The 24,932-nt window shown below is 68.9% G+C and carries 20 protein-coding genes and 1 pseudogene; 10 read left to right on the forward strand and 11 right to left on the reverse strand.

Annotation, left to right across the window (positions count from 1 at the left end):
* Window positions 1-35 precede the first annotated feature (35 nt).
* The gene (locus ACWEMY_RS27020) at window positions 36-662 is read right to left on the reverse strand and encodes a TetR/AcrR family transcriptional regulator (RefSeq protein WP_452392280.1); all 627 of its coding nucleotides are present in this window, start codon (window positions 660-662) and stop codon (window positions 36-38) included.
* A 158-nt stretch (window positions 663-820) separates the two neighbouring features.
* Here ACWEMY_RS27020 and ACWEMY_RS27025 point away from each other — a divergent pair, with 158 nt between their 5' ends.
* From ACWEMY_RS27025 to ACWEMY_RS27035, 3 genes are all read left to right on the forward strand, one after another.
* On the forward strand, window positions 821-1,756 hold the full coding sequence (locus ACWEMY_RS27025) for a fumarylacetoacetate hydrolase family protein (RefSeq protein ID WP_452392281.1): 936 nt from the start codon (window positions 821-823) through the stop codon (window positions 1,754-1,756).
* A gap of 111 nt (window positions 1,757-1,867) precedes the next feature.
* Entirely contained in the window at window positions 1,868-3,118 is a 1,251-nt protein-coding gene (locus ACWEMY_RS27030) for a YhgE/Pip domain-containing protein (RefSeq protein ID WP_452392282.1), read from the forward strand.
* Between the two features lie 166 nt (window positions 3,119-3,284).
* Window positions 3,285-4,520: a PucR family transcriptional regulator gene (locus ACWEMY_RS27035; RefSeq protein WP_452392283.1), complete on the forward strand. Its 1,236-nt coding sequence runs from the start codon at window positions 3,285-3,287 to the stop codon at window positions 4,518-4,520.
* A 24-nt stretch (window positions 4,521-4,544) separates the two neighbouring features.
* Here the strand turns inward: ACWEMY_RS27035 and ACWEMY_RS27040 are convergent, their stop codons facing one another.
* From ACWEMY_RS27040 to ACWEMY_RS27055, 4 genes are read right to left on the reverse strand one after another with little or no spacing between them, the layout of a single operon-like run.
* On the reverse strand, window positions 4,545-5,834 hold the full coding sequence (locus tag ACWEMY_RS27040; protein WP_452392284.1) for an FAD-dependent oxidoreductase: 1,290 nt from the start codon (window positions 5,832-5,834) through the stop codon (window positions 4,545-4,547).
* On the reverse strand, window positions 5,831-6,817 hold the full coding sequence (locus ACWEMY_RS27045; protein ID WP_452392285.1) for an AfsA-related hotdog domain-containing protein: 987 nt from the start codon (window positions 6,815-6,817) through the stop codon (window positions 5,831-5,833). The genes ACWEMY_RS27040 and ACWEMY_RS27045 overlap by 4 nt, the downstream gene beginning before the upstream one ends.
* Window positions 6,814-9,960, reverse strand: a complete 3,147-nt coding sequence (locus ACWEMY_RS27050) for a type I polyketide synthase (RefSeq protein WP_452392286.1) — start codon at window positions 9,958-9,960, stop codon at window positions 6,814-6,816. The genes ACWEMY_RS27045 and ACWEMY_RS27050 overlap by 4 nt, the downstream gene beginning before the upstream one ends.
* 24 nt (window positions 9,961-9,984) lie before the next feature.
* Entirely contained in the window at window positions 9,985-16,443 is a 6,459-nt protein-coding gene (locus tag ACWEMY_RS27055) for a type I polyketide synthase (protein WP_452392287.1), read from the reverse strand.
* A 233-nt stretch (window positions 16,444-16,676) separates the two neighbouring features.
* Here ACWEMY_RS27055 and ACWEMY_RS27060 point away from each other — a divergent pair, with 233 nt between their 5' ends.
* Genes ACWEMY_RS27060 through ACWEMY_RS27070 form a run of 3 tightly spaced genes read left to right on the forward strand, consistent with a single transcriptional unit; the run spans window position 16,677 to window position 19,983 of the window.
* On the forward strand, window positions 16,677-17,573 hold the full coding sequence (locus ACWEMY_RS27060; RefSeq protein ID WP_452392288.1) for an SDR family NAD(P)-dependent oxidoreductase: 897 nt from the start codon (window positions 16,677-16,679) through the stop codon (window positions 17,571-17,573).
* Window positions 17,563-18,771, forward strand: coding sequence for a lipase family protein (locus ACWEMY_RS27065; RefSeq protein WP_452392289.1), 1,209 nt, complete (start codon window positions 17,563-17,565; stop codon window positions 18,769-18,771). The genes ACWEMY_RS27060 and ACWEMY_RS27065 overlap by 11 nt, the downstream gene beginning before the upstream one ends.
* Window positions 18,772-18,795: 24 nt before the next feature.
* Window positions 18,796-19,983, forward strand: a complete 1,188-nt coding sequence (locus ACWEMY_RS27070) for a lipase family protein (protein ID WP_452392290.1) — start codon at window positions 18,796-18,798, stop codon at window positions 19,981-19,983.
* A 95-nt stretch (window positions 19,984-20,078) separates the two neighbouring features.
* Here ACWEMY_RS27070 and ACWEMY_RS27075 read toward each other — a convergent pair whose 3' ends face one another.
* The 3 genes from ACWEMY_RS27075 to ACWEMY_RS27085 all read right to left on the reverse strand — a co-directional run bounded on the left by ACWEMY_RS27075 (window position 20,079) and on the right by ACWEMY_RS27085 (window position 21,094).
* On the reverse strand, window positions 20,079-20,351 hold the full coding sequence (locus ACWEMY_RS27075) for a hypothetical protein (protein ID WP_452392291.1): 273 nt from the start codon (window positions 20,349-20,351) through the stop codon (window positions 20,079-20,081).
* Entirely contained in the window at window positions 20,348-20,683 is a 336-nt protein-coding gene (locus ACWEMY_RS27080) for a hypothetical protein (RefSeq protein ID WP_452392292.1), read from the reverse strand. Before ACWEMY_RS27080 ends, ACWEMY_RS27075 begins: the two co-directional genes overlap by 4 nt.
* 156 nt (window positions 20,684-20,839) lie before the next feature.
* Window positions 20,840-21,094, reverse strand: a complete 255-nt coding sequence (locus ACWEMY_RS27085) for a hypothetical protein (RefSeq protein WP_452392293.1) — start codon at window positions 21,092-21,094, stop codon at window positions 20,840-20,842.
* 156 nt (window positions 21,095-21,250) lie between these two features.
* On the opposite strand from ACWEMY_RS27085, the gene ACWEMY_RS27090 reads away from it, so the two are divergent.
* The gene (locus ACWEMY_RS27090; protein WP_452392294.1) at window positions 21,251-21,613 is read left to right on the forward strand and encodes a nuclear transport factor 2 family protein; all 363 of its coding nucleotides are present in this window, start codon (window positions 21,251-21,253) and stop codon (window positions 21,611-21,613) included.
* A 65-nt stretch (window positions 21,614-21,678) separates the two neighbouring features.
* Here the strand turns inward: ACWEMY_RS27090 and ACWEMY_RS27095 are convergent, their stop codons facing one another.
* Window positions 21,679-22,263 (reverse strand): VOC family protein, encoded by a 585-nt coding sequence (locus ACWEMY_RS27095; RefSeq protein ID WP_375925847.1) that lies wholly within the window; start codon window positions 22,261-22,263, stop codon window positions 21,679-21,681.
* A 224-nt stretch (window positions 22,264-22,487) separates the two neighbouring features.
* Here ACWEMY_RS27095 and ACWEMY_RS27100 point away from each other — a divergent pair, with 224 nt between their 5' ends.
* The 3 genes from ACWEMY_RS27100 to ACWEMY_RS27110 all read left to right on the forward strand — a co-directional run bounded on the left by ACWEMY_RS27100 (window position 22,488) and on the right by ACWEMY_RS27110 (window position 24,408).
* The gene (locus tag ACWEMY_RS27100) at window positions 22,488-23,189 is read left to right on the forward strand and encodes an SDR family oxidoreductase (RefSeq protein ID WP_452392298.1); all 702 of its coding nucleotides are present in this window, start codon (window positions 22,488-22,490) and stop codon (window positions 23,187-23,189) included.
* Window positions 23,190-23,207: 18 nt separating this feature from the next.
* The gene (locus tag ACWEMY_RS27105; RefSeq protein ID WP_452392295.1) at window positions 23,208-23,627 is read left to right on the forward strand and encodes a tautomerase family protein; all 420 of its coding nucleotides are present in this window, start codon (window positions 23,208-23,210) and stop codon (window positions 23,625-23,627) included.
* A gap of 70 nt (window positions 23,628-23,697) precedes the next feature.
* The gene (locus tag ACWEMY_RS27110) at window positions 23,698-24,408 is read left to right on the forward strand and encodes a hypothetical protein (RefSeq protein ID WP_452392296.1); all 711 of its coding nucleotides are present in this window, start codon (window positions 23,698-23,700) and stop codon (window positions 24,406-24,408) included.
* A gap of 128 nt (window positions 24,409-24,536) precedes the next feature.
* Here the strand turns inward: ACWEMY_RS27110 and ACWEMY_RS27115 are convergent.
* Window positions 24,537-24,617: pseudogene (locus ACWEMY_RS27115) on the reverse strand (DUF2510 domain-containing protein); the annotation flags it as partial.
* Window positions 24,618-24,644: 27 nt separating this feature from the next.
* Window positions 24,645-24,932, reverse strand: a 288-nt coding sequence (locus ACWEMY_RS27120) for a transposase (protein ID WP_452392297.1), incomplete at its 5' end; no start/stop codon positions are given.

The following is a 24,932-nucleotide window of genomic DNA, read 5'->3' on the forward strand; positions in this document are numbered from 1 at the left end:
CGGTGGTTCCCCACCCGCCCGGCCCGAGCCGAATGTCAGATCTCCGGCAGGGCACGTCGACTGATGTCGTGAGCCTCTTGCGCGCCGAGTCCGAGCATGCGCAGGAGGTCTTCGGTCACCTGGTCGACGGCCGCGGCGTCGTCACGGTCGGTCTGTTCGTGCAACAACTGGCCCAGGCGCAGCGCGGCGCCCGACACGATCACCAGCGCGAGTTCGAGATCGCGCACCCGGAACCGACCGGCGCGCATGCCGATCTCGATATCCCGGCGCGCTCGCGCGGCCACGCCCCTGTCCGATCCCGCGTAGACCAGTCCCTCCGCGAGCAGAACCTTGCTGGCGGTGGGTTCACGCCGGTGCACCCTGCCCACCAGACGGAAGCTCTGCGCGAAGACGTGCGCCGGGTCGTCGAGGTCTGCCGTCAGTTCGTCCAGCGCACCACCGAGCCGGTCGAGCACCTCTGCGACGGCCACCTGCAGGAGTTGCTCCCGGCTCGAGAAATGGTTGTAGAACGACCCCATGCCGACGTCCGCGGCCTGGGTGATCTCCAGAATGGGCACAGTGAGCCTGCCCTGCGCGATGAAGTCCTGCGCCGCCGCGACGAGCGCCGCCCGAGTCCGGGCTTTGCGCCGCTCCAGCCGATTGGTGCCGCCAGTGTCATCCATCGTGCCCTCCACACCGAGTCGGTCGATTCCCGATCACACAAATGATCACTATCTCATAATTGATGCTATCATCCAGTTGATCCGAACTGATGCATACGTCTCAAGTGACGATATCGTCAGCACACGAGCAGCTGACCGGCCTGAAGAAAGTAGCGTTCATGGCACACACCGTTCTCCGCGCGATCGACGGCTGGTGGCTGCTGACCTCCGCGGGCGCCGCCCGGATCGCCACCGACGCCACCACGACCGCCGCCCTCCTCGCCGACCGCTCCGCGATCACCAGGGCGGCGCGAGACACCGATCTGGTCCCGGTGCGCGAGCTCTCGTTGCTCTCCCCGGTCACGGCACCGTGCCGGGTGGTCGCCCAGATGACGAACTTCGCGTCCCACGTGAAGGATTCCGGCGGAGATCCCGGATCGGTCCCCCTCACCTTCTTCAGGAAGACCTCGGGATCGATCAGTGGCCCCCACGACGAGGTCGTCCGTCCGAGCCATGTGCGGCTCCTGGACTACGAAGTCGAGATCGGGTTGGTGTTCGGCAGGGAGATGCCCGTCGGTACCGAGATCCACGCCGGCAATCTCGGCGACTACATCGCGGGGCTCGTCGTCACCAACGACATCTCGGCGCGCGACGTGCAATTGCCGCAGACCCAGTACTACGAGGGCAAGTCGTATCCGACGTTCACCCCGACGGGACCGGCACTGGTGCTCCTGGAAGCGGGCGAACTCGACCGGTTCGCCGACCTGCGGCTACGGCTGTGGGTCAATGGCGACAAGCGCCAGGACATGACCGCGGCGGACATGATCTACCGACCGCTCGAGACCCTGCGGGCGCTGTCGCGGTTCCAGCGGATGGACGCCGGCGATCTGCTGCTCACCGGAACTCCGGTGGGGACCGCGATCAGCGCCCCACCCAAGGCGGTGGAGATCATCGGCGCGATGCTGCCACCCAGGATCAAATGGAAGCTGTTCTTCGACCGCCAGGCCGAGAACCCCAAGTACCTGCGCGACGGTGACGTCATCGAAGCGACGGTCGCCACCGACGACGGCGCGATCGATCTCGGCAGGCAACGCACGACCGTGCGGTACGCGTAGCGATCGCCCCGGCGGCCGGGACGTTTCGGACCTGATCCAGCCCGCGAGTAGCAGCATTGGACAGTTTCCAAGCCGTCGCCGCGCGTTCTCTGCCGCTGTTAGCGTGCGGCCGTGCGTATCTGGCTGTCGCCGACCATCGTTGTGACCCTGCTCAGTGGGCTGATGGCCATGATGTATCTCGGCTACATCGTCGACCCCGAGAAGAATCTGCACGACTTCCCGGTCGCGCTGGTCGACCAGGATGTCGGCGATATGCTCGGTTCGCCACCGCAGTGGCGCGATGTCGGTGGGGAGATCACCACGGCATTGCGCCAGGGTGTGCCCGCGGACAAGATCGATCTGCGCGTACTGGGAGCAGCCCAGGCCGAAAGACAGCTACGCAGTGGCGAACTCTACGGCGCGATCATCATCGCGGGTGATTTCACCAAACGGCTCGGCACGCTGGGCACGGGGAGCGTGATTCCCGGCGAGATCGAACGCCCCACGATCACCGTGCGGACCAATCCGCGCACCGGCGCCTTCGCCTCGACGATCGTGCAACGATTCAGCGACCGGGCATTGGCCGAGGTGAACGCGCGGATCGGTGCGCAACTCCTCGCGACCGTCACCAGCACACTGGGCCCGGACCACCCGCTGCCGGGCGCGACCGCCGTGTCGCTGCGCAATCCCGTCGAGGTGATCCACACCGAGTTCCATCCGCTGCCCGAGGGCAGCGGCGCCGGGCTCGGCGCGTTCTTCTACGCTCTCGTCCTGCTGCTCGCGGGCACGCTCGGCGCGATGATCGTCCACACGATGGTCGATGGCGCGCTGGGTTTCGTGCCGACCGAGTACGGACCGTGGTCTCTGCGGGTGCGACCGGCACGGATCACCCGATGGCGCACGGTGCTGCTCAAATGGGGCGTGCTCGTCGTCGCGGCGCCGCTTGTCGCGGCGGTCTTGCTCGTCGTCGCGCACCTGCTGGGAATGCCTGTCGCGCAACCGCTTCTGCTGTTCTTGTACAGCGCGTTCGCGATGATCGCCATCGGCGTCACCGGCGTGTCGGTGCTCGCCGCACTCGGTTCGGCGGGGCTGCTGGTGAACCTGGTCGTGTTCGTCGTTCTCGGGCTGCCGTCCTCGGCCGGCTCGGTGCCGATCGAGGCCACGCCGCGTTGTTTCGGCGTGCTGGCCTCGTTCGAACCACTGCATCAGGTGTACATGGCGGTCCGCGCGATCCTGTACTTCGACGCCGATCCGGTGTCGGGGCTCGCGAGGGGTTTCTGGATGACCTCGCTGGGCTTGGCGGTCGGCCTGGTCCTCGGCGCGGTGAGCACGATGGTCTACGACCGTGCCGGACCGCCGCGCAACCCTCCAGCGAACGGGTGAGTTCCCCCGCTTGTGAGTCCACACAACCCGGCTGTGAGGGCGTCGTGATCCCACCAGGTCATCCTATGGGACCGGCGACTACGACCTCCGAATGGCTATGTTGCGACTCACACAAGTCCCAATCGCTGTCCGCCACACCGGAGTGCACTCGATGAATTCTCAAGCCATGGATCGGATCCACAATCCGCTCACTATCGCGGACGGCCGGGCCGCATCGAGCGCTCTCGGGAATGCCGACGAACTGGTTTCCCAGCTGGTCTCCTATTTCGCCGAGAATGTGATGCCGTGCCAGGCACTGCCGAGCGAGGCGATGCGCGGCGATATCACCGAGTTCACCCGTCGCTGTCTGACGCTGGCGATCGAGATGCTGGACAAACGCACGACGCCGTCGGAGCAGCAACTCGCGGCGCTGCGCGCGGCCGCCGCCCAGCACGCGCGGGAGGGGGTGCCCGTCGGCACCTTGCTGCGCGCCTACGCCGAGGGGTTTCGGATAGGGTTCGAGCTCGTCATCGAGCAGGTGACCGCGGACGATCTGGCCGAGGTCGTCGCGGGGACCCGCCTGCTGTTACGCACGCTCGAGGTCATCAACGCGACGGTGACGAGCGCCTATCTCGACGAGCAGCGCGAGGTCGCCAAGGAACACCAGACCGGCGCGCAGACGATGGTCTCGGCGCTGCTGAGCGGCCACGGTGTCGGCGCCCTCACCCGGCAGACCGGCATCAGGGTCGCGGATTCCTATCAGGTGGTGGCGCTGATGATCCCCGAGCTGGCCGACGAGCACGATCCGCGCGTGGACGCCCAGGTGGTGGCGCGACGCAAACTGCGGCGGGTGCAGGCGGCGCTGGCCGATGCTTTCGCCTCCCGGTCGCTGGCCCTGCTGAGCACCAGGGGTGGCACCCTGCTGATTCCCAGCGACGAACCCGAGCTGCCGCAGATGACCGGCGACGTGCTGGCCACCATCAGCGCGACCTCGGGTGTCGAGCTCACCGCGACGCTGGTGCCCGCCCCGATCGAACAGATCCCGCAGGCCACCGAAGACGCGCACGAACTGCTCGAGCTGGTACGCGGAATCGCCAAACCACCAGGGCTGTACGAACTCTCGGATATCGCCATCGAGTACCAGCTCACCCGGCCGGGTCCGGCGCGCGAGCATCTGGCCGGTGTGATCGCCCCGCTCGCCACCCATCCCGAGCTGCTGGAGACGCTGCGGACATACATGGCGACCGGGCTCAATCGCAAAGCCACCGGTCGCCGACTGCACGTGCACCCCAACACCATCGACTACCGCCTGCGCCGGGTGAGCGGATTGACCGACCTCGACTTGACGACCGCCGAGGGTATCCTCCGGGCCCGTATCGCTCTGCTCGCCGACGACATGGTGCATCCCCGGGGCGCCGCGTGATGTCACGTGACGCCCCGGGCACGGTTAGGCGGTCAAGGCGGTCGCCGCCGCGATCCCGGATCGGTAGCAGGCTTCCAACTGGGCGCCGAGCAGGTAGTCACCGGCGAGCTGTAGTCCCGCGACGGAGTCGAGCTGTTCACGAAGCCGGGCGCGGAATCCGGTGTGATCGGGCAGGTAGGCGCAGTGCGCCGCGGCCCAACTGCGGGTCTCGGTGCGCACCCGCGCGATCGCCGGCCGGTCCAGACAGGCACGGACTCTCGCCTCGGCGTCGTCGATCCACTTCGCCAAGAGCAGCGCATCCGGGGTCGGCCGGGCGTCGCGCCCGCTGAAGGTATAGCGGACGATGTCGAGATCGTTCACGCCGTAGACACCAGCGGCACTACACGGCCCCGAGTCGAACGCGATCGACCGTACGTCGCTGCCGAAGAAGGGCTGTTCGTAGTGCACCACCGCGACGGTGGACGGGTGGTAGGCCACCTCGTTCAGGGTCTTGCTCAGGGCGGGAACCACGGGCTCGAGCAGGACGGCGGCCGCGTGTGCCGGGAGGGCCAGCACGACACCGTCGTAGGCGGAAAAGGTCGCGGCCCTGCCGTTTTCCGCCAGATCGAGTCCGATCACCCGGCCGTCGCGAGCCACGATGCGATCCACCCGGGTGCCGAGCCGGACCGGCACCTGCGCGGCGAACCAGTCCAGGACCGGCTGCATACCGTCGACGAGCTGGTCGTATCGGTCCTGCACCATGCCCAGGCTCACCCCGAGCGCGCCGAGGTACACCTCGCCCGGTTCGGCGGCATTGAGCCGGACCGTCAACGGCCGCAGCACGGATCGGCAGAAGTCAGCGCCGAAACGCGCGTCGAGCGTGACGCTCTCGGCTTGGCCGAAACAGTCCGACCCCAGGTAGCGGTTGCGTTCGTCGAACCGCACCCGCGCGCCGTAGTAGAGCAGGCGCGCCGCGTCGATCGGTGAGCCCATGCGCAGCAGATGACGAAGGAAACCGGCGATGCCGGGGTTGTCGAGCGTCACCAGTTCGCCGTCGATGATCTGCGAGCTGTTGATGCCGAAGGGCTCGTAGGCGCGCTGCCCGGAGGCGGCGATGAAAGCGCGTAGCTCGGAATAGCGGCGGCCGATGTTCTTGCCGCCCATCATGATCGGTCGCCCGCCGAGGCTGTCGAACCCGCAGCGGCCACCGAGCACCGCGTCCTGCTCGAGCAGTTCCACGGTGTGGCCTGCCCGGTGCAGCGCGAAGGCGGCGCCGATGCCGGACAAGCCGCCGCCGATGACCGCGTACCGCTTCGCCGAGGCTGTGGTCGTCATGTGAGCTCCTGTGATCGCGGGGACGCGGGATAGTGCGCCAGCTCGACGTGGGCGAGCGCGATGCGATTGCCGTACTGGTGCAGCGCGATCTCGACGGTGATCTCGTCCAGGTCGAGATCGCCGACGGCGGCGGTGGTGCAGGTGACGGGGGCGTCCAGTTCGGCGAAATCGGTGAACTGGGCCTCGAGGTCGATCACCGCGGCGACCGGCGAGACGAGCAGTCCCGCCGTGGTCGCGGACAGCACCGCCGCCTGCCGGAACACTTCGAGCAGCAACGGGCCGGGGACGTGATCGTATTGATGGTCGAAGAAGCTCGGATGCGCGCGGTCCACGACCACGACGAGCTCCTGGCCCGTGGTGCGGGCGAGCACGACATTGCGTGGGTCACGGCGGCCGACGAGTTCGGGTGGCAGCCGCCGCACCGAGCCGGGATCGACCGCGGCGAAGGTGGCGCGCTTGCCCTGCTGGAGTTCCCGGAACTCGTCGTACGCGTCACGCGGAAAGGTGATTCCACTGCCCCGCAGCGTCATCGCCAGCGCCCCGTGGACGGACAGCGTGGCGTCGAAGCAGACATCGTGGTAGTAGCCGCGCCCGGTTCCCGCCGCGCCGGGACGCAGGCGCACCACTCCCTCGAGCGGGTATCGTTCGCTGTCGCGGAACAGGCTCAGGTCCTCCACCGCGAACGCCATCCGCTGCAGGCTGGCCGGCGCGTCGGCGGGAACACCGAGGTGTCGCTGCCCGACGACGAGCAGTGCCTGCCGGACGGCCTCGACGGCGGAGAACGGATCGTGGTAGAGGACGAGCCGGTCGAACCACAGCGAGTGTGCCCGGGGAACCTGCACGGCGGCAAGATATTCCGAGCTCCCGACCATCGCGGTGTCGGCGACGTAGACCTCGGCCAGCCCGCGTCGGTGGGCCAGCGCGGCGGGCACCAATTGCTCGAAACCGAGGGCCCCGCGGACCGGCGACAACCCCCCGCTCATGCCGGCACCGCCTCGTGGGCCGGCGCGTCGTCCCAGAGTCTGGTGGCGAGTACCGCGCCGAGCGCCCGTGGCGTCGGGTGGGTGAACAGATCCTCCACCGAGAGGTGCGTGCCCGTGACGGCGTTGATCCTGCCGCGCAGTTCCAGGGCCGACAGCGACGTGAGCCCGATCTCGAGCACCGTGGCGTCCACGTCGATCTCGTCGTCGGTGAGGTCGATGAGGATCTCGCGGATCTGATCCACCACCAGTCGCACCGCGACATCACCGCGCCGATCCCGAGGGACGGTCAGCAGGTCCGGCCGCGCGGGCGATGCCGTCCCTTCCGCTGCGTCGTGCCGACCGGCGATCCGGTCGGCGGCGACTTCGGCGCCCGCCGCGCCGATGAGGCTTTCGAGTACGGCGCTGTCGGTGTGGACCCAGTAGCGGCGGTGCTGGAACGCATAGGTCGGCAGGTCCACTTCCGCGGCGGTGTCGCCGGAACACAGTGCCGTCCAACGTACTTCGGCGCCGGTCACCCATGCTCCCGCGACGGCCCGGATCGCCGAAACGGCTTCGTCGGTGCCGGGCCGCAGTACCGGAAGGGCGGTGCTGCCGGTGTCGGCGAGCGTCTCGCAGACCAGACCGGACAGGGTGTCTCCCGCGCCCAGTTCGAGATAGGTGACGACGCCGGATTCGTGCAACCGCAGCACACTCTCGTGGAAACGCACCGGCTCACGGGCCTGACGCAGCCAGTAGTCGATCGAGGTCACCTGTCCCGGCGTGGATTCCGTGCCGGTCACGGTGGAGAGGAAAGGGATACGCGGTTCGCGCAGGTCGGCGGTCGCGAGGATCGCGCGGAATTCGTCGACCATGGTGTCCACGTGCGGTGAATGGAACCCCCGGTCGACACCGAGCCGGGCAACTCGCCTGCCACGCCCTCGCCAGTATCGGGCGAGTTCACCCACCGCGGCGATGTCGCCCGCGATCACGGTCGCGTTCGGTCCATTGGCCGCGGCGATCGATACCTCGGTCTCGCGGCCGGCGAGCGAGGCGGCGACCTCGGCGGTGGAGGCCCGCACCGACACCATCGCTCCCGGGTCCATGCGCTGCATCAACCGGCCGCGGGCGGCGACCACGGCCACCGCGTCGTCCAGGGACAGCACACCCGCGACGTGCGCGGCGGACAGCTCACCGATCGAGTGGCCGACGACGAATGCCGGTACCACGCCCCAGGATTCGAGCAACCGGAACAGCGCCACCTGTAGCGCGAACACGGCGGGCTGGGTGTGGTCGGTGCGCGCGAGCAGCTCACCGGTGCCGAACATCTCGGTGCGCAGCGAACCCTCGAGGTGGGTGTCGAAGCCCGCGCAGATCGTGTCGAGCGCGGCGGCGAACACCGGGTACGTGGCATAGAGACCGCGGCCGATGCCCGCGAGTTTCCCGCCCTGACCGGGGAACATCATCGCCAACTTGCCTGCGGCGGCACGGCGGGACACGACCGCGTGGGGGGCGGAGTGGTCGTCGGCGATGGCGGTGAGTCCGTCCAGGAACTCCTCGCGGGTGTGCCCCACGACGACGGCGCGATGGTCGAATCGCGTTCTCGTAGTGACCAAGGAGTGCGCGATGTCGACGAGATCGTCGGAGGAGTTCGCGACGGCGGCGCGAAGGCGCGCGGCCTGCGCGCGCAGGGCGGCGGGATTGCGTGCCGACAGCAGCCAGGGAATCGGCGGAGGTGTCGGGCTCGGGTGCGGATCGGACGAGATCATCTCGGACTCGGCGGGTTCCGGTGCCTGCTCGATGATCAGGTGCGCGTTCGTGCCGCTGATGCCGAAGGACGACACCCCGGCCCGGCGTGGGTGTCCGGTCGTCGGCCACGGCTGTGGCCGCAGTGCCAGCAGGATGCGATCCCCGGCCCAATCGGCGTGCGTCGTCGGCGCGTCGACGTGCAGGGTGGGCGGCACCATCGCGTGCCGGATCGCCTGCACGGCCTTGATCAGTCCGGCCACACCCGCGGCCGACTGCGTATGTCCCATATTCGATTTCACCGAGCCCAGCAGCAGCGGCGGCGCGCCGTCGCGCTGCCCGTAGGTGGCCAGCAGGGCCTGCGCCTCCACCGGGTCGCCGAGCACGGTGCCGGTGCCATGGCCCTCGACCAGGTCGATGTCGGCCGCGCGCAGGTTCGCGTTGGCCAGCGCGGCCGCGATCACCCGCTGCTGCGCCGGTCCGCGCGGGGCGGTGAGCCCGTTGGACGCTCCGTCACTGTTCACCGCCGAGCCACGCAGGACCGCGAGCACCCGGTGCCCGTGCCGCCGCGCGTCCGACAGCCGTTCCAGCAGAACGACACCGATCCCTTCACCCCAGGCGGTGCCGTCCGCGCTCGCGGCATAGGACTTGCATCGTCCGTTCGGCGCCAGCGCGCGCTGACGCGAGAACAGCGCGAACGGCATCGGGGTGGACATCACCGTCACGCCGCCGGCGAGCGCCATGCCGCATTCACGCAGCCGCAGCGACTGCATCGCCTGATGAATCGCGACCAGCGACGACGAGCAGGCGGTGTCGACGGTGACCGCCGGACCTTCCAGCCCCAGCAGATACGCGACCCGGCCCGCCGCCATCGAGGCGTGGTTGCCGGTGAAGTAGTAGGTCTCCGCGCCGTCCCAGGCCCGGGTGGCGCCGAATCCGTAGCCCTGATCGCTGAATCCCACGAACACGCCGGTATCGGTGCCGCGCAAGGTGGCCGGATCGACGCGGGCCCGCTCGACCGCTTCCCAGGAGAGCTCCAGCAGCAGACGTTGCTGCGGGTCCATGGCCTCCGCCTCGCGGGGACTGATCCCGAAGAACCCGGCGTCGAACTCACCGGCGCCCGCCAGGAAACCGCCCTCGCGCACATAGGATTTGGCGAACTTGTCCGGGTCGGGATCATGGAACCCGTCCACGTCCCAGCCCCGATCCGCCGGGAACTCCGAGATCAGGTCGCGCCCGTCGATCAGCGCCTCCCACAGCTGCTCGGGCGATTCGATCCCGCCGGGGAACCGGCACGCCATGCCCACGACGGCGATCGGTTCGCGGGTGCGTGCCTGCTCGTCTTCGAGCTGCCGTCTGGTCTCCTGGAGCTGTCGGGTGGCGCGTTTGAGATAGGTGCGAAGGTCCGCTTCGGTGGCCATCAGCTTCTCGCTTCCTGTCCGGGCTCAGACCGAACGGACCTGGTCGATGAGATCGAACAGGACGTCGTCGTCGGCACCGTCGATGTTGTCGAGCAGATCGCTCGCGATGTCGCCGCGCAGGGTCCGCACGAGGTCGTCGATCCGCAGCAGCAGTTCGCCGACCCGCTCCGGTGGCAGTTCCGTCCCGGCGCACACGGCCGCCACCGCGTCGAGCTGATCGAGGACCCGGGCGCCCGGGTCGTCCACGGGTGCGATCTCGGTGCGCAGGTAGCCGGCCAGCGCGGCGGCGTCGGGATAGTCGAAGACGATCGTCGTTCGCAGCTTCGCGCCGGTCGCCGCCTCGAGCCGGTTGCGGAATTCCACGGCACCCAGCGAGTCGAACCCCAGGTCGGTGAACGCGGTCTCGGCGGGCACCGCCTCCGCCGACGCGTGCCCCAGGACGGCGGCCGCGTGCGACCGGATGACACCGAGCACGATCCGCTCCTGTTCGGCGGCCTCCTGACCGGCGAGGCTCGCCAGCAGCTTCGCCGCCTCGTCGGAGCCGCCGCCCACCGCCCGCCGTCGGCCGCGCAGCAGTGACCGCAGCATCGCGGGCATCTCGTCGACGTCGCCGAGCGAGCCCAGCGCCGTGAGATCGAGCCGGGCAGGCACAGCCAGTGCTCTGCCGGTCGACAGGGCGTTGTCGAACAGTGCCATCCCCTCGTCGTCGGGGAGCGGGATGAGCCCTTCGCGGCGCATTCGCCGCAGGTCACGCTCGGTCAGATGGCCGGTGATGCCGGTGCCGCGCTCCCACAGCCCCCAGGCCATCGCGGTGGCGGGCAGGCCCCGGTGTCTGCGGTGCTGGGCCAGCGCGTCCAGGAAGCCGTTGGCGGCGGCGTAGTTCGCCTGGCCGGGGTTGCCGAGCAGACCCGCGATCGAGGAGTACAGCACGAACATCGCAACGGGGTGTCCCTCGGTCACCTCGTGCAGGTGCCAGGCGGCGTCGGCCTTGGGACGCAGCACCTGTGCGATGTGGTCCGGGGTGTGCTCGGTGAACAGCGCGTCCTCGACGACGCCCGCGGTGTGGACGACGCCCGTCAGCGGGTGCGCGGCGGGGATCGCCGCGACCAGCGCGGACAGCGCGTCACGGTCGCCGACATCGCAGGCCGCGATCTCGACCTGGGCGCCGAGGGCGGACAGTTCGGCGGCGAGTTCGCTCGCCCCGTCCGCGCCGGGTCCGCGGCGGCTGGTCAGCAACAGGTGCCGAACGCCCTGGGTGGTGACCAGGTGCCGGGCGGCCAGCGCGCCGAGGCCGCCGGTGCCGCCGGTCACCAGAACCGTGCCGTCGCGATCGAGCGGTGCGGGCACGGTCAGCACGTACTTGCCGACATGACGTGCCTGGCTCAGCTGACGGAACGCCTCCGGCGCGCGCCGCACGTCCCAGCGGGTCACCGGAAGCGGCCGGAGCTCACCGCGGTCGAACAATGTGCGCAGTGCGGACAGGATCTCGTGCAGCCGGTCCGGGCCCGCGTCCATCAGGATGAAGTTCTGGTACCGGACGCCCGGGTGGGTCGCCGCGATCTCGTCGGCGTCACGCAGGTCGGTCAACCCCATCTCGATGAACCGGCCGCCGCGCGGCAGCAGGTCCAGCGACGCGTCGACCTTGTCGCCCGCCAGGGAGTCGAGCACGATGTCCACACCGCGTCCACCGGTGGCCTCGAGGAACTTCGCCCGGAACTCGGTGGTCCGGGTATTGCCGATCCGCTGGTCGTCGAAGCCGTTCGCGCGCAGGACATCCCACTTCCCGGGGCTGGCCGTGACGTAGAGGTCCAACCCGAGATGCCTGGCCAGCTGCACGGCCGCCATCCCCACTCCGCCGGTGGCGGCGTGGATCAGCAGCGACTCCCCCGGCCGCGCCCGCGCCAGGTCGACCAGCGCGTAGTAGGCCGTCGCGAACACGATCGGCGCGGCGGCCGCGTCGTCGAACGTCCAGCCGTCCGGAATCCCGACGACCGTGCGCCGGTCGGCCACCACCGTGGCACCGATGCCGGTGAAGATGCCCATCACCCGGTCGCCGACCGCGAAATCCAGCACATCGGGCGCGACCTCGACGATCACACCCGCGCCTTCACCACCGATGGCCGTCTCCGGGATCGGATACATCCCGAGCACGATCAGCACATCTCGGAAGTTGACGCCCGCCGCCCGCACCGCGATCCGCACCTGCCCGGCGGCGAGCGGCTCGATCTCCGTCCGGGACGACAGCACCATGTTGTCGCCGTCGAGGGTTCCGCGCCCGATGTCGACCAATCGCCAGTCGTCCCGGCCGACCAGCTCGGGCGACCCGACCGTGTCCGCACCCGCGCGCACCAGGCGCGGCACGTACAGCTCGCCGTTGCGGATGGCCAGTTGCGGTTCGGTGGTGAGTGCGGCGCAGCTGCGCACCGCCTCGTGACAGTCACTGCGATCATCGAGATCGAGCAGCGCGATGCGGCCCGGGTTCTCGTTCTGGGCGGACCGCAGCAGACCCCAGACCGCGGCCCCTGCCAGGTCATCGATGTCGTCGGCGCCGTGGATCGCTACGGCGCCGCGGGTCACGAAGACCACCAGGGCCTCGGCGAATTCGTCATCGGTGAGCAGTCGGCGCACGGCCGCCTGCACCGTGGTCACCTGTTCGCGCACGGAGGTATCGGCACGGCCGCGCGTCCGCACGATGACGAGGTCGCGATCCGCGCGTTCGCAGCGCTCGACCATCAGACCACTGCCGGCGAAGTCCAACTGCGCCCACTCACCCTGTCCCCCACGGTGTTCCGACGAGGGAACCGTGACCCAGCTCAGCTCATACAGTCCGCCGTCCGAGGGCACCTGGCGCTGTCCCAATGCGGCGAGGGGGATCTCCCGCAATGCCAGCGACTGCACACTCGCCACCGGCTGACCTGCCGAGTCGCTGAGTTCGAGACCGATCCGGTCGGTGCCGACCGGTGTGAGGCGAACCCGCAGCGACGACGCGCCGACCGCGTGCAGCGAGACCCCTTCCCAGGCGAACGGGAGCCGGATCCTGCCGGATTCGGTCGGGCCGACCGTGCCGGTCACGATCATCGCGTGCAGTGCGGCGTCGAGCAGCGCGGGGTGCAGACCGAATTCGGCGGCCTCCCCGGTGGCCGATTCGGGCAGTGTCACCTCGGCCAGGACGTCCTCGCCGTGGCGCCAGATCTGGCCGAGGCCCCGGAAGACGGCGCCGTAGTCGTAGCCGGCCGCGGACATCGCTTCGTACGGGTCGCCGATCGCGACCGGCACCGCACCGGTCGGAGGCCAGGTACCGCCTGCCGCCACCGCGATCTCGTCCGCCGGTCGCACGGTGCCGGTGGCGTGACCGGTCCAGGGTCGCTCCTCGGTGGCGGCGGTCTGGAGACGCGAGTACATCCCGATCGTTCTGTGCCCGGATTCCCGGGCCGGTCCGACCAGTACCTGCAGTTCCACCGCGCCGTCCTCGGGAATCACGAGCGGGGCCTCGAGCACGAGTTCGCCGACGATCGGGCACTGCGTCAGTTGGCCCGCATGCCAGGCGAGTTCGATGAACGCGCTGCCGGGCAGCAGTACCGCCCCACCGATCCGGTGACCGGCCAGCCACGGGTGCGAGTGCAGCGACAGCCGTCCGGTCAGCAGCAATCCGCCGTCCTGAGCCAGGCCGATCCTCGCACCGAGCAGCGGATGGCCGTCGGCGTCGAGACCGGCGCCGCGCACATTGCTGCCCTCGCTGACCTCGAGCCAGTACCGATCACGTTGGAAGGCATAGGTCGGCAGATCGACCGCTCGCGCGTCGGCGCCGTCGAACAGCGAGGTCAGATCGAGAGCCGCCCCGTGTGCGTACAGCGCGGACAGTCCCGCGACGAATGCGAGATCGCCCGCGAGACCCGGCCGCTGCAACGCGGCGGCCGTCAGCGCCGCACCGTCGTCGACGATCTCGTGCACCATCGCCGTCAGCGCGGCCCCGGGGCCCATCTCGGCGAAGCAGTCGACCCCGCCCTGCTCACGGGCCCACCGCACCGCGTCCAGGTAGCGCACCGGCTCACGCAGGTGGCTCACCCAGTACTCCGGCGAACACAATTGCGCGGCCTCGGCCACCTTGCCGGTCAGTGCCGAGATCACCGGCAAGGTCGGCGGCCGATAGGTCAATCCGCGACAGACTTCGGCGAATTCCGCCAGCACCGGGTCCATCCGGGAGGAATGAAAGGCATGGCTGACCCGCAGTCGGTGGGTGCGGACGCCCTCGGCCGACCAGTGCTCCACAAGAGCGTCCACCGATGCCCGCGCACCCGAAACGACCACGGAGCCAGGACCGTTCACCGCGGCGATGCCGACGTCGTCGTATCGGCCCACGAGTTCCGCGACGGTCTCCAGGTCCGCGGCGACGGCGACCATCGCCCCACCCGCAGGCGCGGACTGCATGAGCCGACCACGCGCGGCGACCAGGGTGCAGGCGTCCTCGAGTGACCACACTCCGGCCACATGGGCCGCGGCGATCTCACCGATCGAGTGGCCCAGGACGAATGCCGGTCGCAGTCCCCATGATTCGGCCAGCCGGTACATCGCCACCTCGGTGGCGAACAGGGCGGGCTGGGCGTTCTCGGTCCGGTCGAGCGATTCCGCTTCGCCGGTGTCGAAGATCAGGTCGCGCAGCGGTGTTTCGCGATGGCGATCGAAGGTCGCGCAGATCTCGTCGAAGGCGGCCCGGTACACCGGATAGCCGTGGTACAGCTCCTGTCCCATCCCGGCGCGCTGGGCGCCCTGACCGGGGAACATCACCGCCGTGACCGCCGCGGTCGTGCTGCCGCGCACCACATTCGGCGCAGGCGTCCCCGCCGCGAGTGCCCGCAGTCCGGCAGTCAGCTCCTCGGCGTCGTGACCCACGATCACCGCGCGATGCTCGAACCGGGCCCGGGTCTCCAGCAGCGCGACGCCCACGTCGACCGGGTCGGTGTCCTCGGCCGCGAGCCGGGCCAGCAGCGCGTCGGCCTGCGCGGCCACCGCGGCGGCGGATCGCGCGGAGATCACCCACGGAATCACCGACGGTGCGGCGGTTCTCGCGGTCTCGTCGATCTGCGGTGGGTACTCCCCGCGCTCGACGACGACATGGGCGTTGGTGCCGCTGATCCCGAACGACGACACCGCGGCCCGCGGCGTCCGCCCGGTCGCGGGCCAGGCTCGCGCCTCGGTGACCAACCGGACCGAGCCGGAGGACCAATCCACATGGGGCGTCGGCTCGTCGACGTTCAGTGTCGGCGGCACCACCCCGTGCCGCATCGCCATCACCATCTTGATCAGCCCACCGACCCCGGCCGCGGCCTGCGTGTGCCCCATATTCGACTTCAGCGACCCGAGCAGCAGCGCTTCCCCGCTGCGCTCGGCGCCGTAGGTCGCGAGCAGGGCTTCGGCTTCGATGGGGTCACCGAGGCGGGTTCCGGTGCCGTGCGCCTCGACGACATCCACCTCGGTCGTGCTCAGCCCGGCGTCGGCCAGCGCGGAGCGGATCACCCGCTGCTGGGACCGCCCGTTCGGGGCGGTCAGGCCGTTGGACGCGCCGTCGGAGTTCACCGCTGTCCCCCGCACCAGACCCAGGATCCGGTGGCCGAGGCGCTTGGCCTCGGAGACACGCTCGAGCAGCAACATACCGACGCCCTCGCCCCACGCGGTGCCGTCGGCGCCGGCGGCGAACGACTTGCACCGGCCATCGGGCGCGAGCGCGCGCTGGGTGGAGAACGCGACGAACGCGGCGGGTGTGGCCATCACCGTGACGCCGCCGGCCAGCGCCATCGTCGACTCACCGGTGCGCAACGATCGCACCGCCTGATGGATCGCGACCAGCGAGGACGAGCACGCGGTGTCCACCGTGACCGACGGACCCTCCAAACCGAGCACATACGAGACCCGCCCCGAGGCGACGCTCGATGCTTGACCGGTCATCAGGAACTGTTCGATCGTCGCGCGCACCCGCTCGTCGATATCGCGTGAGGACGGGCCCTCGGTATCGGGCATCAACCCGACGAACACCCCGGTGGCACTGCCGCGCATGGTCGTCGGATCGATACCCGCCCACTCGAAGGCCTCCCAGGCCGTCTCGAGCACGAGACGCTGCTGGGAATCCATCGCCTGCGCCTCGCGCGGGCTGATCCCGAAGAAGTTCGCGTCGAAACCGGTGGCGCCGTCGAGAAATCCGCCCATCCGCACATACGATTTGCCCGGTATCCCCGGCTCGGGATCGAACAGACCCTCGATGTCCCAGCCGCGATCGGCCGGCCACTCCGACACCAGGCTGCGTCCCTCGACCGCCGCCTGCCACAGCTGCTCCGGCGAGGTGACCCCTCCTGGATAGCGGCACGCCATGCCGACGATGGCGATCGGCTCGGTCGCGCGCGCTTCCACATCGTCGAGGCGGGCGCGGGTGGTCTGCAATTCCCGGATCGCCTTCTTCATGTAATTGCGTAGTTCGTCTTCGCGAGCCATAGGGCAAACATCTCCTGCATCAGAGGTACGACAGGGAATCGAGCAGTGCGACGGGATCGGGTTTCGCCGGCGATCCACTCGACGACACTGACCGGCGCCACGCTACGACAGCCGACGACCGAATTCCTGGCACGTGCGGCTGCTTTGGGAAACGACCAATGTCCGGCGCCTCGTCCCTGACGTTTTCCAAACGCATTGCCACCCGATGACCGTGATTCGTAAGGTCATGCGCCATGGCAAGGACTCCCGATCCGATACCGGATCAGCACGGCCGACGATTCGTGATCACCGGAGCCAACGGTGGCCTCGCCGAGGTGGTGACCCGCACGTTGGCCGCCCGTGGCGCCACGGTGATCATGGCGTGCCGCGATGTGGACCGGGCGCGCGATATCGCCCGGCGGCTCCCCGGCGATATCTCCGTTGCCGCCCTGGATCTCGCCGATCTCGCCGATGTACGGCGGTTCGCGGCGGAATGTGGCGAATTCGATGTGCTGATCAACAATGCGGCCCTGATGAATGTGCCGTTCGCCCGGACCGTCGATGGATTCGAAAAACAATTCGGCGTCAACCACCTCGGCCACTTCGCTTTGACAGGTCTGCTGCTGGACAGGATCCGGGACCGGATCATCTCTGTGTCGAGCATTTCCCACGGATGGACCAAGGCGCTGCCCCTCGACGATCTGCGCTTCGACCACCGCCGGTACAGCCGGCACGCGGCCTATCCGGAATCGAAGCTGGCCACCCTGATGTTCGGCCGCGAACTCCAGCGCAGATTGCGCGAATCCGGGTCGACGCTGCGCTCCTACGCCGTGCACCCCGGCATCGCGCCGACCGGGCTCGTCGCCAAGACCCAGACACCCCTGGACTACGTCGCCGAACCCTTCATCCGACTGGTGGGCCAATCACGCACCGCCGCAGCGCAATCGATGCTGTACGCCGCCACCGCGCCGGACGCCGATCCCGACGTCTACTGGGGCCCGACCAGGCTGTTCAATACCCGAGGCCCGGTCAGGGCCTGCCCGTCGAGCGCGCTGTCACAGGACCGGGCCCTCTGGGCGCAACTGTGGGCGGCCTCCGAACGCGCCACCGGTGTCCGATTCCCCGTGATGGCGGCGACCCATGAGAATTGATCCGCGCGCACTGGCCTGTGCGGTCATGGTCGGACTGCTCACCGCCTCGGGCTCGCCGTCGGCCGCCGGGGCACCGCCGGTCTACCCGGCTCCCGACCCCGACCCCTTCTACGCGGCGCCCGCCGATATCGCGAGCAAGGAACCCGGCGCCGTGCTGGCGGTCCGGACCCAGGAGCCACTGCCCTACTTCCCCACCGCCACAGTCACTTTGATCAAGTTCCGATCCAGCGACTCGCACGGTCGGCCGATCGCCGCGACCACCACGGTCCTCACGCCGGCCGACCATCGCCCCGGCGCGCCACTGCTGTCCTACCAGCACATCATCAACGGCCTCGGTACCCAGTGCGCGGTCTCGCGCGCCCTCTACGCCTACGATCCCAATCTGCTCTATCGTGCGGTGCCCCTGCTGAACACGATGCTGCTGCGCGGCTGGAGCGTCGCCCTGCCCGACCATCTCGGCCCCCACGCCGCCTACGGCGCGGCCAGACTGGGCGGGCAGATCACCCTCGACGGCATTCGCGCCGCGACCAGGGTCCCCGAACTCGGACTCGCCGAGAGCCCCTCGGCCATGCTCGGCTACTCCGGCGGTGGCATGGCGACCGGCTGGGCCGCCGCGCTCGCACCCCGGTACGCGCCCGAACTGCGCCTGGTGGGCGCCGCGCAGGGCGGGGTACCGATGAACATCACCACGATGGCACGCGCGCTCGGCTTCGCCCCACACCCCATGTTCGGCCTCGCGATGGCCGCGGCGCTCGGCCTCGAACGCGAGTACCCCGACCGTCTGCCGATCAGCGAGCAGCTCAACGACACCGGCTTGGCGGTGCGCGACGCCATGGCCAACGGGTGCACGGTCGAACTCATCGCCGCGGGCGCCATGCACAGCGCCGCCGATCTCGCCTCGACCGTCTCCCTCATCGACGACCCGCGCGCGTGGGAAGTCGGCGACGCCAACAGCCTCGAACTGTTCGAGCCCGTGCCGACGATCCCGATCTTCGAGTGGCACACACCGATCGACCCGCTCATCCCCGTCGACGCGGTCGACCGTACGAACGAGCGGTACTGCCGGGCCGGGACACCGGTGCTGTCGGAGCAGTATCCGAGCCCCGATCACCTGGCCACCGCGGTCATGGGTTTCCCGTCTGCCGTCGCGTGGCTCGATGCCCGCTTCCGCGGCGAACCCGCGCCGAGCAACTGCTGACTTCCCCAGAGAGAAGGATCCACCATGCGCCGGATTCTGACGGCCGCACTCACGGTGCTGTTCTACGGCCTCACCGTTGCCCTCTTCGCCCCCGCGGCGACACCGGAGCCGCGATATCCCACCCCCGATCCGGACCCATTTTTTGCCGCGCCTGCCGACATCGGCGACTACGCGCCGGGTGACGTCGTGCGGCAGCGGAAGTTCAACCTGGGCGCCTACCAGGGAACCGATATCTGGCATGTCGCCTTCCGCTCGACCAACTCCGCAGGCGACCCCATCATGGGCGTCACCACGGTCTTGATCCCCGCCGGTGTGACCAACCCGCCGCTGGTCTCCTACCAGGCGCTGATCAATTCCCTCGGCACCAAATGCAACCCCTCCGCGTCGCTGATCAACGACGAAACCCCTGACATGTTCGGCGCGGTACTGCCGCTGGGCCGTGGTTGGGCGGTGGCCTTGCCGGACTACCTCGGGCCCACGGTCGCCTACGGCGCCGCCAGACTCAGCGGCATGGTCACCCTCGACAGTGTGCGAGCGCTCCAGCGCGCGCCCGAACTCGGCCTCGGCCGGTCCCCGATCGCGCTCGCCGGATACTCCGGCGGCGGCCTGGCGACCGCGTGGGCGGCGGCGATGCAACCGACCTACGCACCGGAACTGAAGCTCGCGGGCGTCGCCGCCGGTGGCATTCCGGCCGACCTCGAACAGATGGCCCTCGGGATCGGCTTCGGGCACCATCCCGGGTTCGGCCTCGCCTGGGCCGCGGCGATGGGCCTGGAACGCGAATACCCCCAGCGCCTGCCCATTTCCGACCAGCTCAACAGCGAGGGCCTGTGGTTCCGGGACTTCACCGCCGACGAGTGCCGACGTTTCCTGCTGTTCCACGGTGTGGCCCGCAGCGCCGAGCAGCTGGCGGCGACCAAATCCCTGATGGACAGCCCCGAGGCGCGAGCGGTGTTGCGCGAGAACAGCCTCCGCTACGACTCCGCGGTGCCCGACACCCCGATCTTGATCTGGCAGGGCGTCTTCGACGAACTGACCCCTTTCGACGCCGTCGAAGACGTCGCCACCCGCTACTGCGCGGCAGGCGCGCCGGTCACGTTCTCCCGCTACCAGATAGCCGAACACATGACGACCGCGGTAGCCGGCCTACCCGAGGCCTGGAACTTCATCGAAGCGCGGTTCCGCGGCGAACCGGCACCGACCCGCTGCTGAGCACAGCGTCCGGTGGTGGCTCCGCTGTCGACGAAAACGGGCGGGCCGGAGCGGCACCGGGTTGTGCACGCGACCGGTCGGCTCGTAACCGGTCCTCAGGGTGAGGGCACGAGCGCGACCCCGGCGGCCATGGTCGCGAAGGCAGTCAGCGCGGCGATCAGCAGGCCGACGCCCACCTGGCGCTTCGTCCCGCCGAAGGCGAGAAGTCCCAGTCCGGTGAGGAGTTGGAGCGGGCACAACACGATGAGCCAGAGAGCTACCAGATAGGGGATCAGGAAAAGGGCCAGGTACGCGAACAGGGCGAGCGACAGCGCGGTGAGCGTCTGCGGGCCGAACCAGCCGGGCCGAGGTTCCGGCGGCCTGCTCATCGGTCGCCCACGATGCCGGCGGCCACGAGCAGCATCAACAGCCACGGCAGACTCATGGCGGATCCGGCGACGACGAGGATATGCGCCCAGCGCCGGTGCCTCGCGGGCGCCAGTGCGAGGGGCGGCACCAGCGTGGATCCGGCCGTGACCGCCACCGCCTCAGCGACCCGGTCGAAGCCGAGCATGTTCCACACGGCGAGAAACCACAGGAACTCGAGGAAGAACAGCGCGGCGCCGCCGAGGATCACCCACTGCCAGAACAGCGAATCGTTGTCGAGCTCGGCGCCGGGCATAATCGTCGCCCGCCGCGCCGGTGGTGCCGGATCGCCCATCTCCACCCCTCCCCGTGCCCACTCATCCTATGCACTGCCTGCGGTCGATGATCGCGGGATCTCCCGCTATCAGATAGCCGAACACATGACGACCGCCGTGGCCGGAACCGCCCGAAACCTGGAACTTCATCGAAGCGCGGTTCCGCGGCGACACCGTCAGTCGGTCAGTGTGTCCTGCACGGTGTCGAGCAGGTCGTCCACGTCGTCTCGGTCCGGCGCGAAGACCCACACCTCGGCGCCCCCTTGGAGTGCGCAGAATTCGGCGCGGGCGATGCCGTTCTCGGTCCAGAGTCGCAGAGCCCGGCCATCGGCGAAGTCGATGTCGACCGCCCCGGCCGCGCGGTGGGTCCCGGTGATGTGATCGGCGAACTGATCTGCCACCTGCTGGTGAATGCTGTCGACGGTGGTCATAGCCGAACTCCTCGGATGGGTCACACGGGGCGCTCGCCCGCGTCCCACGGACTCTGACACGTGCATGCGAGAACTGCCATGCTCACATCGGGTGGTGGCTGCGCTGTCAGCGAAACGGGCGGGCCGCAGCGGCGCTCGGCTGGCATGCTCGGTGCCATGGAGAACGAGTTGCGGGACGCTGAGCGGCGGCTTCAGGCCGCGCAGCTGGCCGGGGATGTGCGGGCGCTGGACGAGTTGCTCGATGACCGGCTGATCTTCACTTTCGGGGCGGACACGTTCACCAAGGCCGATGATCTCGAACTGCACCGCACCAAGGCCCAGATCATGAGCAAGCTCGAGGAAGAGCAGCTGACGGTGCTGGTGGAAGGGACCACCGGGGTCACGTGGTTCCTCGGCGTCGTCGAGGGCAGTGTTCACGGATCACCCTTCGCGGCCAGGATGCGCTATACCCGCACCTGGGCGCACGACGACTCGCGTGGCTGGCGAGTCGTCGCCGCTCATGCCTCGGCGGTTGCGTAGTTCTCGCCCCGGAGGTCCGGAGCACGATGCCCTGCGGCGCGGACGAGGCCGCAGGGCACAGCAGGTCAGCGGGTGCGCGGATCCTTCAGCGACGCCATCGCTTCCATGAGCGAGGAATGAATGGCGCTCAGTTCCGGGGTGGCGAACGACTCCCAGGACTGTTCGCCCGCGCCGTCCTCGGCGGAATCGGCCTGCCCCCAGTCACCTTCGCCGGCGCCGTCCGCCGAGCCACCGTCCCAGGACGCGTTACCCGGATTGTGCTTGTACACCCACCACAGGTGGCCGAACGGGTCGGCGAAGCGCGAGAGTACGTCGCCCCAGAAATCCGTCGGCTCGGTCACGATCCGCGCACCGCGCGCGGCGGCTCGTTTCAGCGTGGCGGCCGGATCGTCGACGTAGACACGGACGAAGGACGGCATATACGGCCAGTCCGGCTTGCGATCGGCGATCGTCAGCGTCGAATCACCGATCCGCAGTTCCGAATGCAGGATCAGGCCGTCGGTATCGGCGGTCCGCGTCTCGGGGACCTCGATCGCCCCGAACACATCGACGAGGAAGTCGAGCAGACCTGCCGCGTCATCGGTCCAGATGAAGGGGTCGACCGTTGCTGACCCGGCGGGCGCCGCGGGCACGGTGGGGGTGGTGGACATAGTGTCTCCTTCCGGTTGGTGCCCCCACGGTCGCAACCGTCGCGGTCAGAATGTGGCCGCAAAGGCCCCGAATCTCAGTACGTGTCCCCCGGCACCCGCAGTCGACGCGCGCCGAAGCAAGCCATGGTGACCTACCGCACATAATCGGCGACCTGATTCCCCTCGCATCTCCGCGATTCATCTAGCTATAGTTAGCCATAGTCAGATGGATCGGGAAGGTGAACATGACAGTGATCAACGGCGCACGCGCCCTGGTGACCGGCGGGCAGCGGGGCCTGGGCAAAGCCATAGCCGACGAGCTGCTCGACCGTGGCGCGAGCAAGGTCTACGTCACCGCACGCGAGCCGACGCCGAGTACGGACAGCCGGATCGTCGCACTTCCGCTGGAAGTTACCGACCCGAATTCTGTTGCGGCACTGGCAGAGCGGGCGCGGGATGTGAACATCGTGGTGAACAACGCGGGCATCCTGCGGCCCGCTCCCCTGCTGGACGCCGAGATGGCCGACGTCGTGGAAACATTCGAGGCCAATGTGTTCGGTCCGCTGCGGATCGCGCGGGCCTTCGCGCCGATCCTCACGGCCAACGGCGGCGGGGCACTGGTCGACATCCACTCGGTCCTGTCGTGGAGCGCAGGAGCCGCCGCGTACGGCGCCTCCAAGGCGGCGCTGTGGTCGATCACCAATTCGCTGCGGATCGAGCTGGCGGCGTTCGGCACACACGTCGTCGGGGTCCATCTCGGGTTCGCCGACACCGACATGGTCGCCGCCATCCGGGCACCGAAACTCGATCCGGCCGTGGTCGCCGCGGCCGTCGCCGACGGGCTGGAGCGCGGCGACACCGAGGTGCTCGTCGACGAGTTCACCCGGAATGTCAAAGCCGCGCTGTCCGGCCCGGTCGAGAACCTCACCCTGTCGTTCACCCGCTGAGAACCGAAGGAACCCCTCATGCCTCTCTGGCACATCTACCACCGCCCTGGCACCTACACCGCCGAGGACAAACGCGACTTCGCGACCGACATCACCGCCTACTACAGCCGATTCGGGCTGCCACCCTTCTACGCGGTGGCCCTGTTCCACGAGATACCGGCCGACTCCTTCTACGTCGGGGGCGAGCCGGTCGCCTCGGTGCGCATCACCATCGACCACCTCGCCCGCCAGCTCGACGACCCCGACCGGCGCAAAGCGATGACCCGGCAGCTGCACGACCTGATGGCGCCCTACACCCACGACCGCGGACTGCACCTCGAGTTCAACATCAACGAGGTGCCGCGCGATACCTGGATGATCGCGGGCTCGTTCCCCCCACCCGCGGGCAGCCCCGCCGAGCGCGACTGGGCCCAGGCCAACCGCCCTCTTCCGTATTGATCGATCACGAAATTGTCTGCACGGCTGTCGAAGTCGTACATTCGAGAGGCCGACGCCGAGAGGACAGCCCGTGGTCGACGAAGACGAGGTATGCCGCTTCTGTGGCCGAAACGTGCTCGAGGTGGACGGCTGGGCGGAGTCCATCCAGCCCTACCACCAGATGCGTGCCTCATGGGACGCGAACGCGAACTACTTCTGGGGCTTGTTCCACCTGGGGTGCATCCGGAAGTTCCCGGAACGTGACATATTCCGGCGCGAGGCCGCCGCCTGGGTCTCGACGGTCGAGGATGTGGTGCGGATCCGGGGCGGCGACGGCGAGTGGCGCGAAGTTCCCCGGCGCGGACTCGGATACACCGAGATGGTGGCACGCCTTCCGAGCGGTGTGGTCTACGAGAGTCCACGGTTCAACGAATGGGCGTACGTGGAAGAAGCCGGGCCTGTGCACTTCTTCGATATGGACCGTGCCGCGAAGCTCGGCCGGGGCGAACGCCTGCGCGGGAGCGACGGCGGACAGTCGGCACTGCTGACCGATGCCCCACAGGTCGATGTCTCGCGCATGGACCTGGTGGAACTGCTGGACTTCCTCGGCGTACGGGATCTCTACCAGGAGATGCTGGACACCCTCGATCCGAAGTATCGCTATCTGTCCGCCGGACGCAACCGCTTCGGATTGGTGCTGGACTACTCACTGTCGTGCATTCAGGCGCACCCACCGGATCTCGCCGCGTTCTTCGGTCAGTACCTTTCCGGCTACCGACCCAAGCGCCTCGAGGACGCTTGAGTCGCTATCAGTGGTGTTCAGCACGACGGACACCCCATGGTGCTCGTTGAGGCTGCCGGAGTTCGCGGAGGCCAGATCGGCCAGCAGTAGCGGCGGACCGAAGCAGGCGTCGGGCGCACCGGTGGACATCACTCCGGCGAGTTCGGTGGGCGAACCTGTTCGGTCCAGGCTCGGCCGTCGAACCACCTCGTCGCTCCCTGCGGGTCGAGGTACCAGCCGGGGGGTGCTTGGAGCCCCTATCGGGTTCGGTTGCTGAATCGTCGCCAACAGATCAGTGCCGCACCAAGATTCAGGAATCCGTAGTGGATGTCGGTGCGACGTTCCCACCGGACGGCCAGACGCCGATACTGGTGGAGCAGGGCGATGGTCTGTTCCACGATCCAGCGGCCGGCGGTGACCTTGTCGCGGGTTCCGCGGCGAGGGATGTAACCGGTGATCCCGCGTTGTCGCAGCTCGGCGTACACGCTGGGGTAGTCGTAGCCCTTGTCGCCGATGAGGGTCTTGATCCGGTGTCGCGGTGGCCC

The organism is Nocardia sp. NPDC004415 (genome assembly GCF_053602435.1).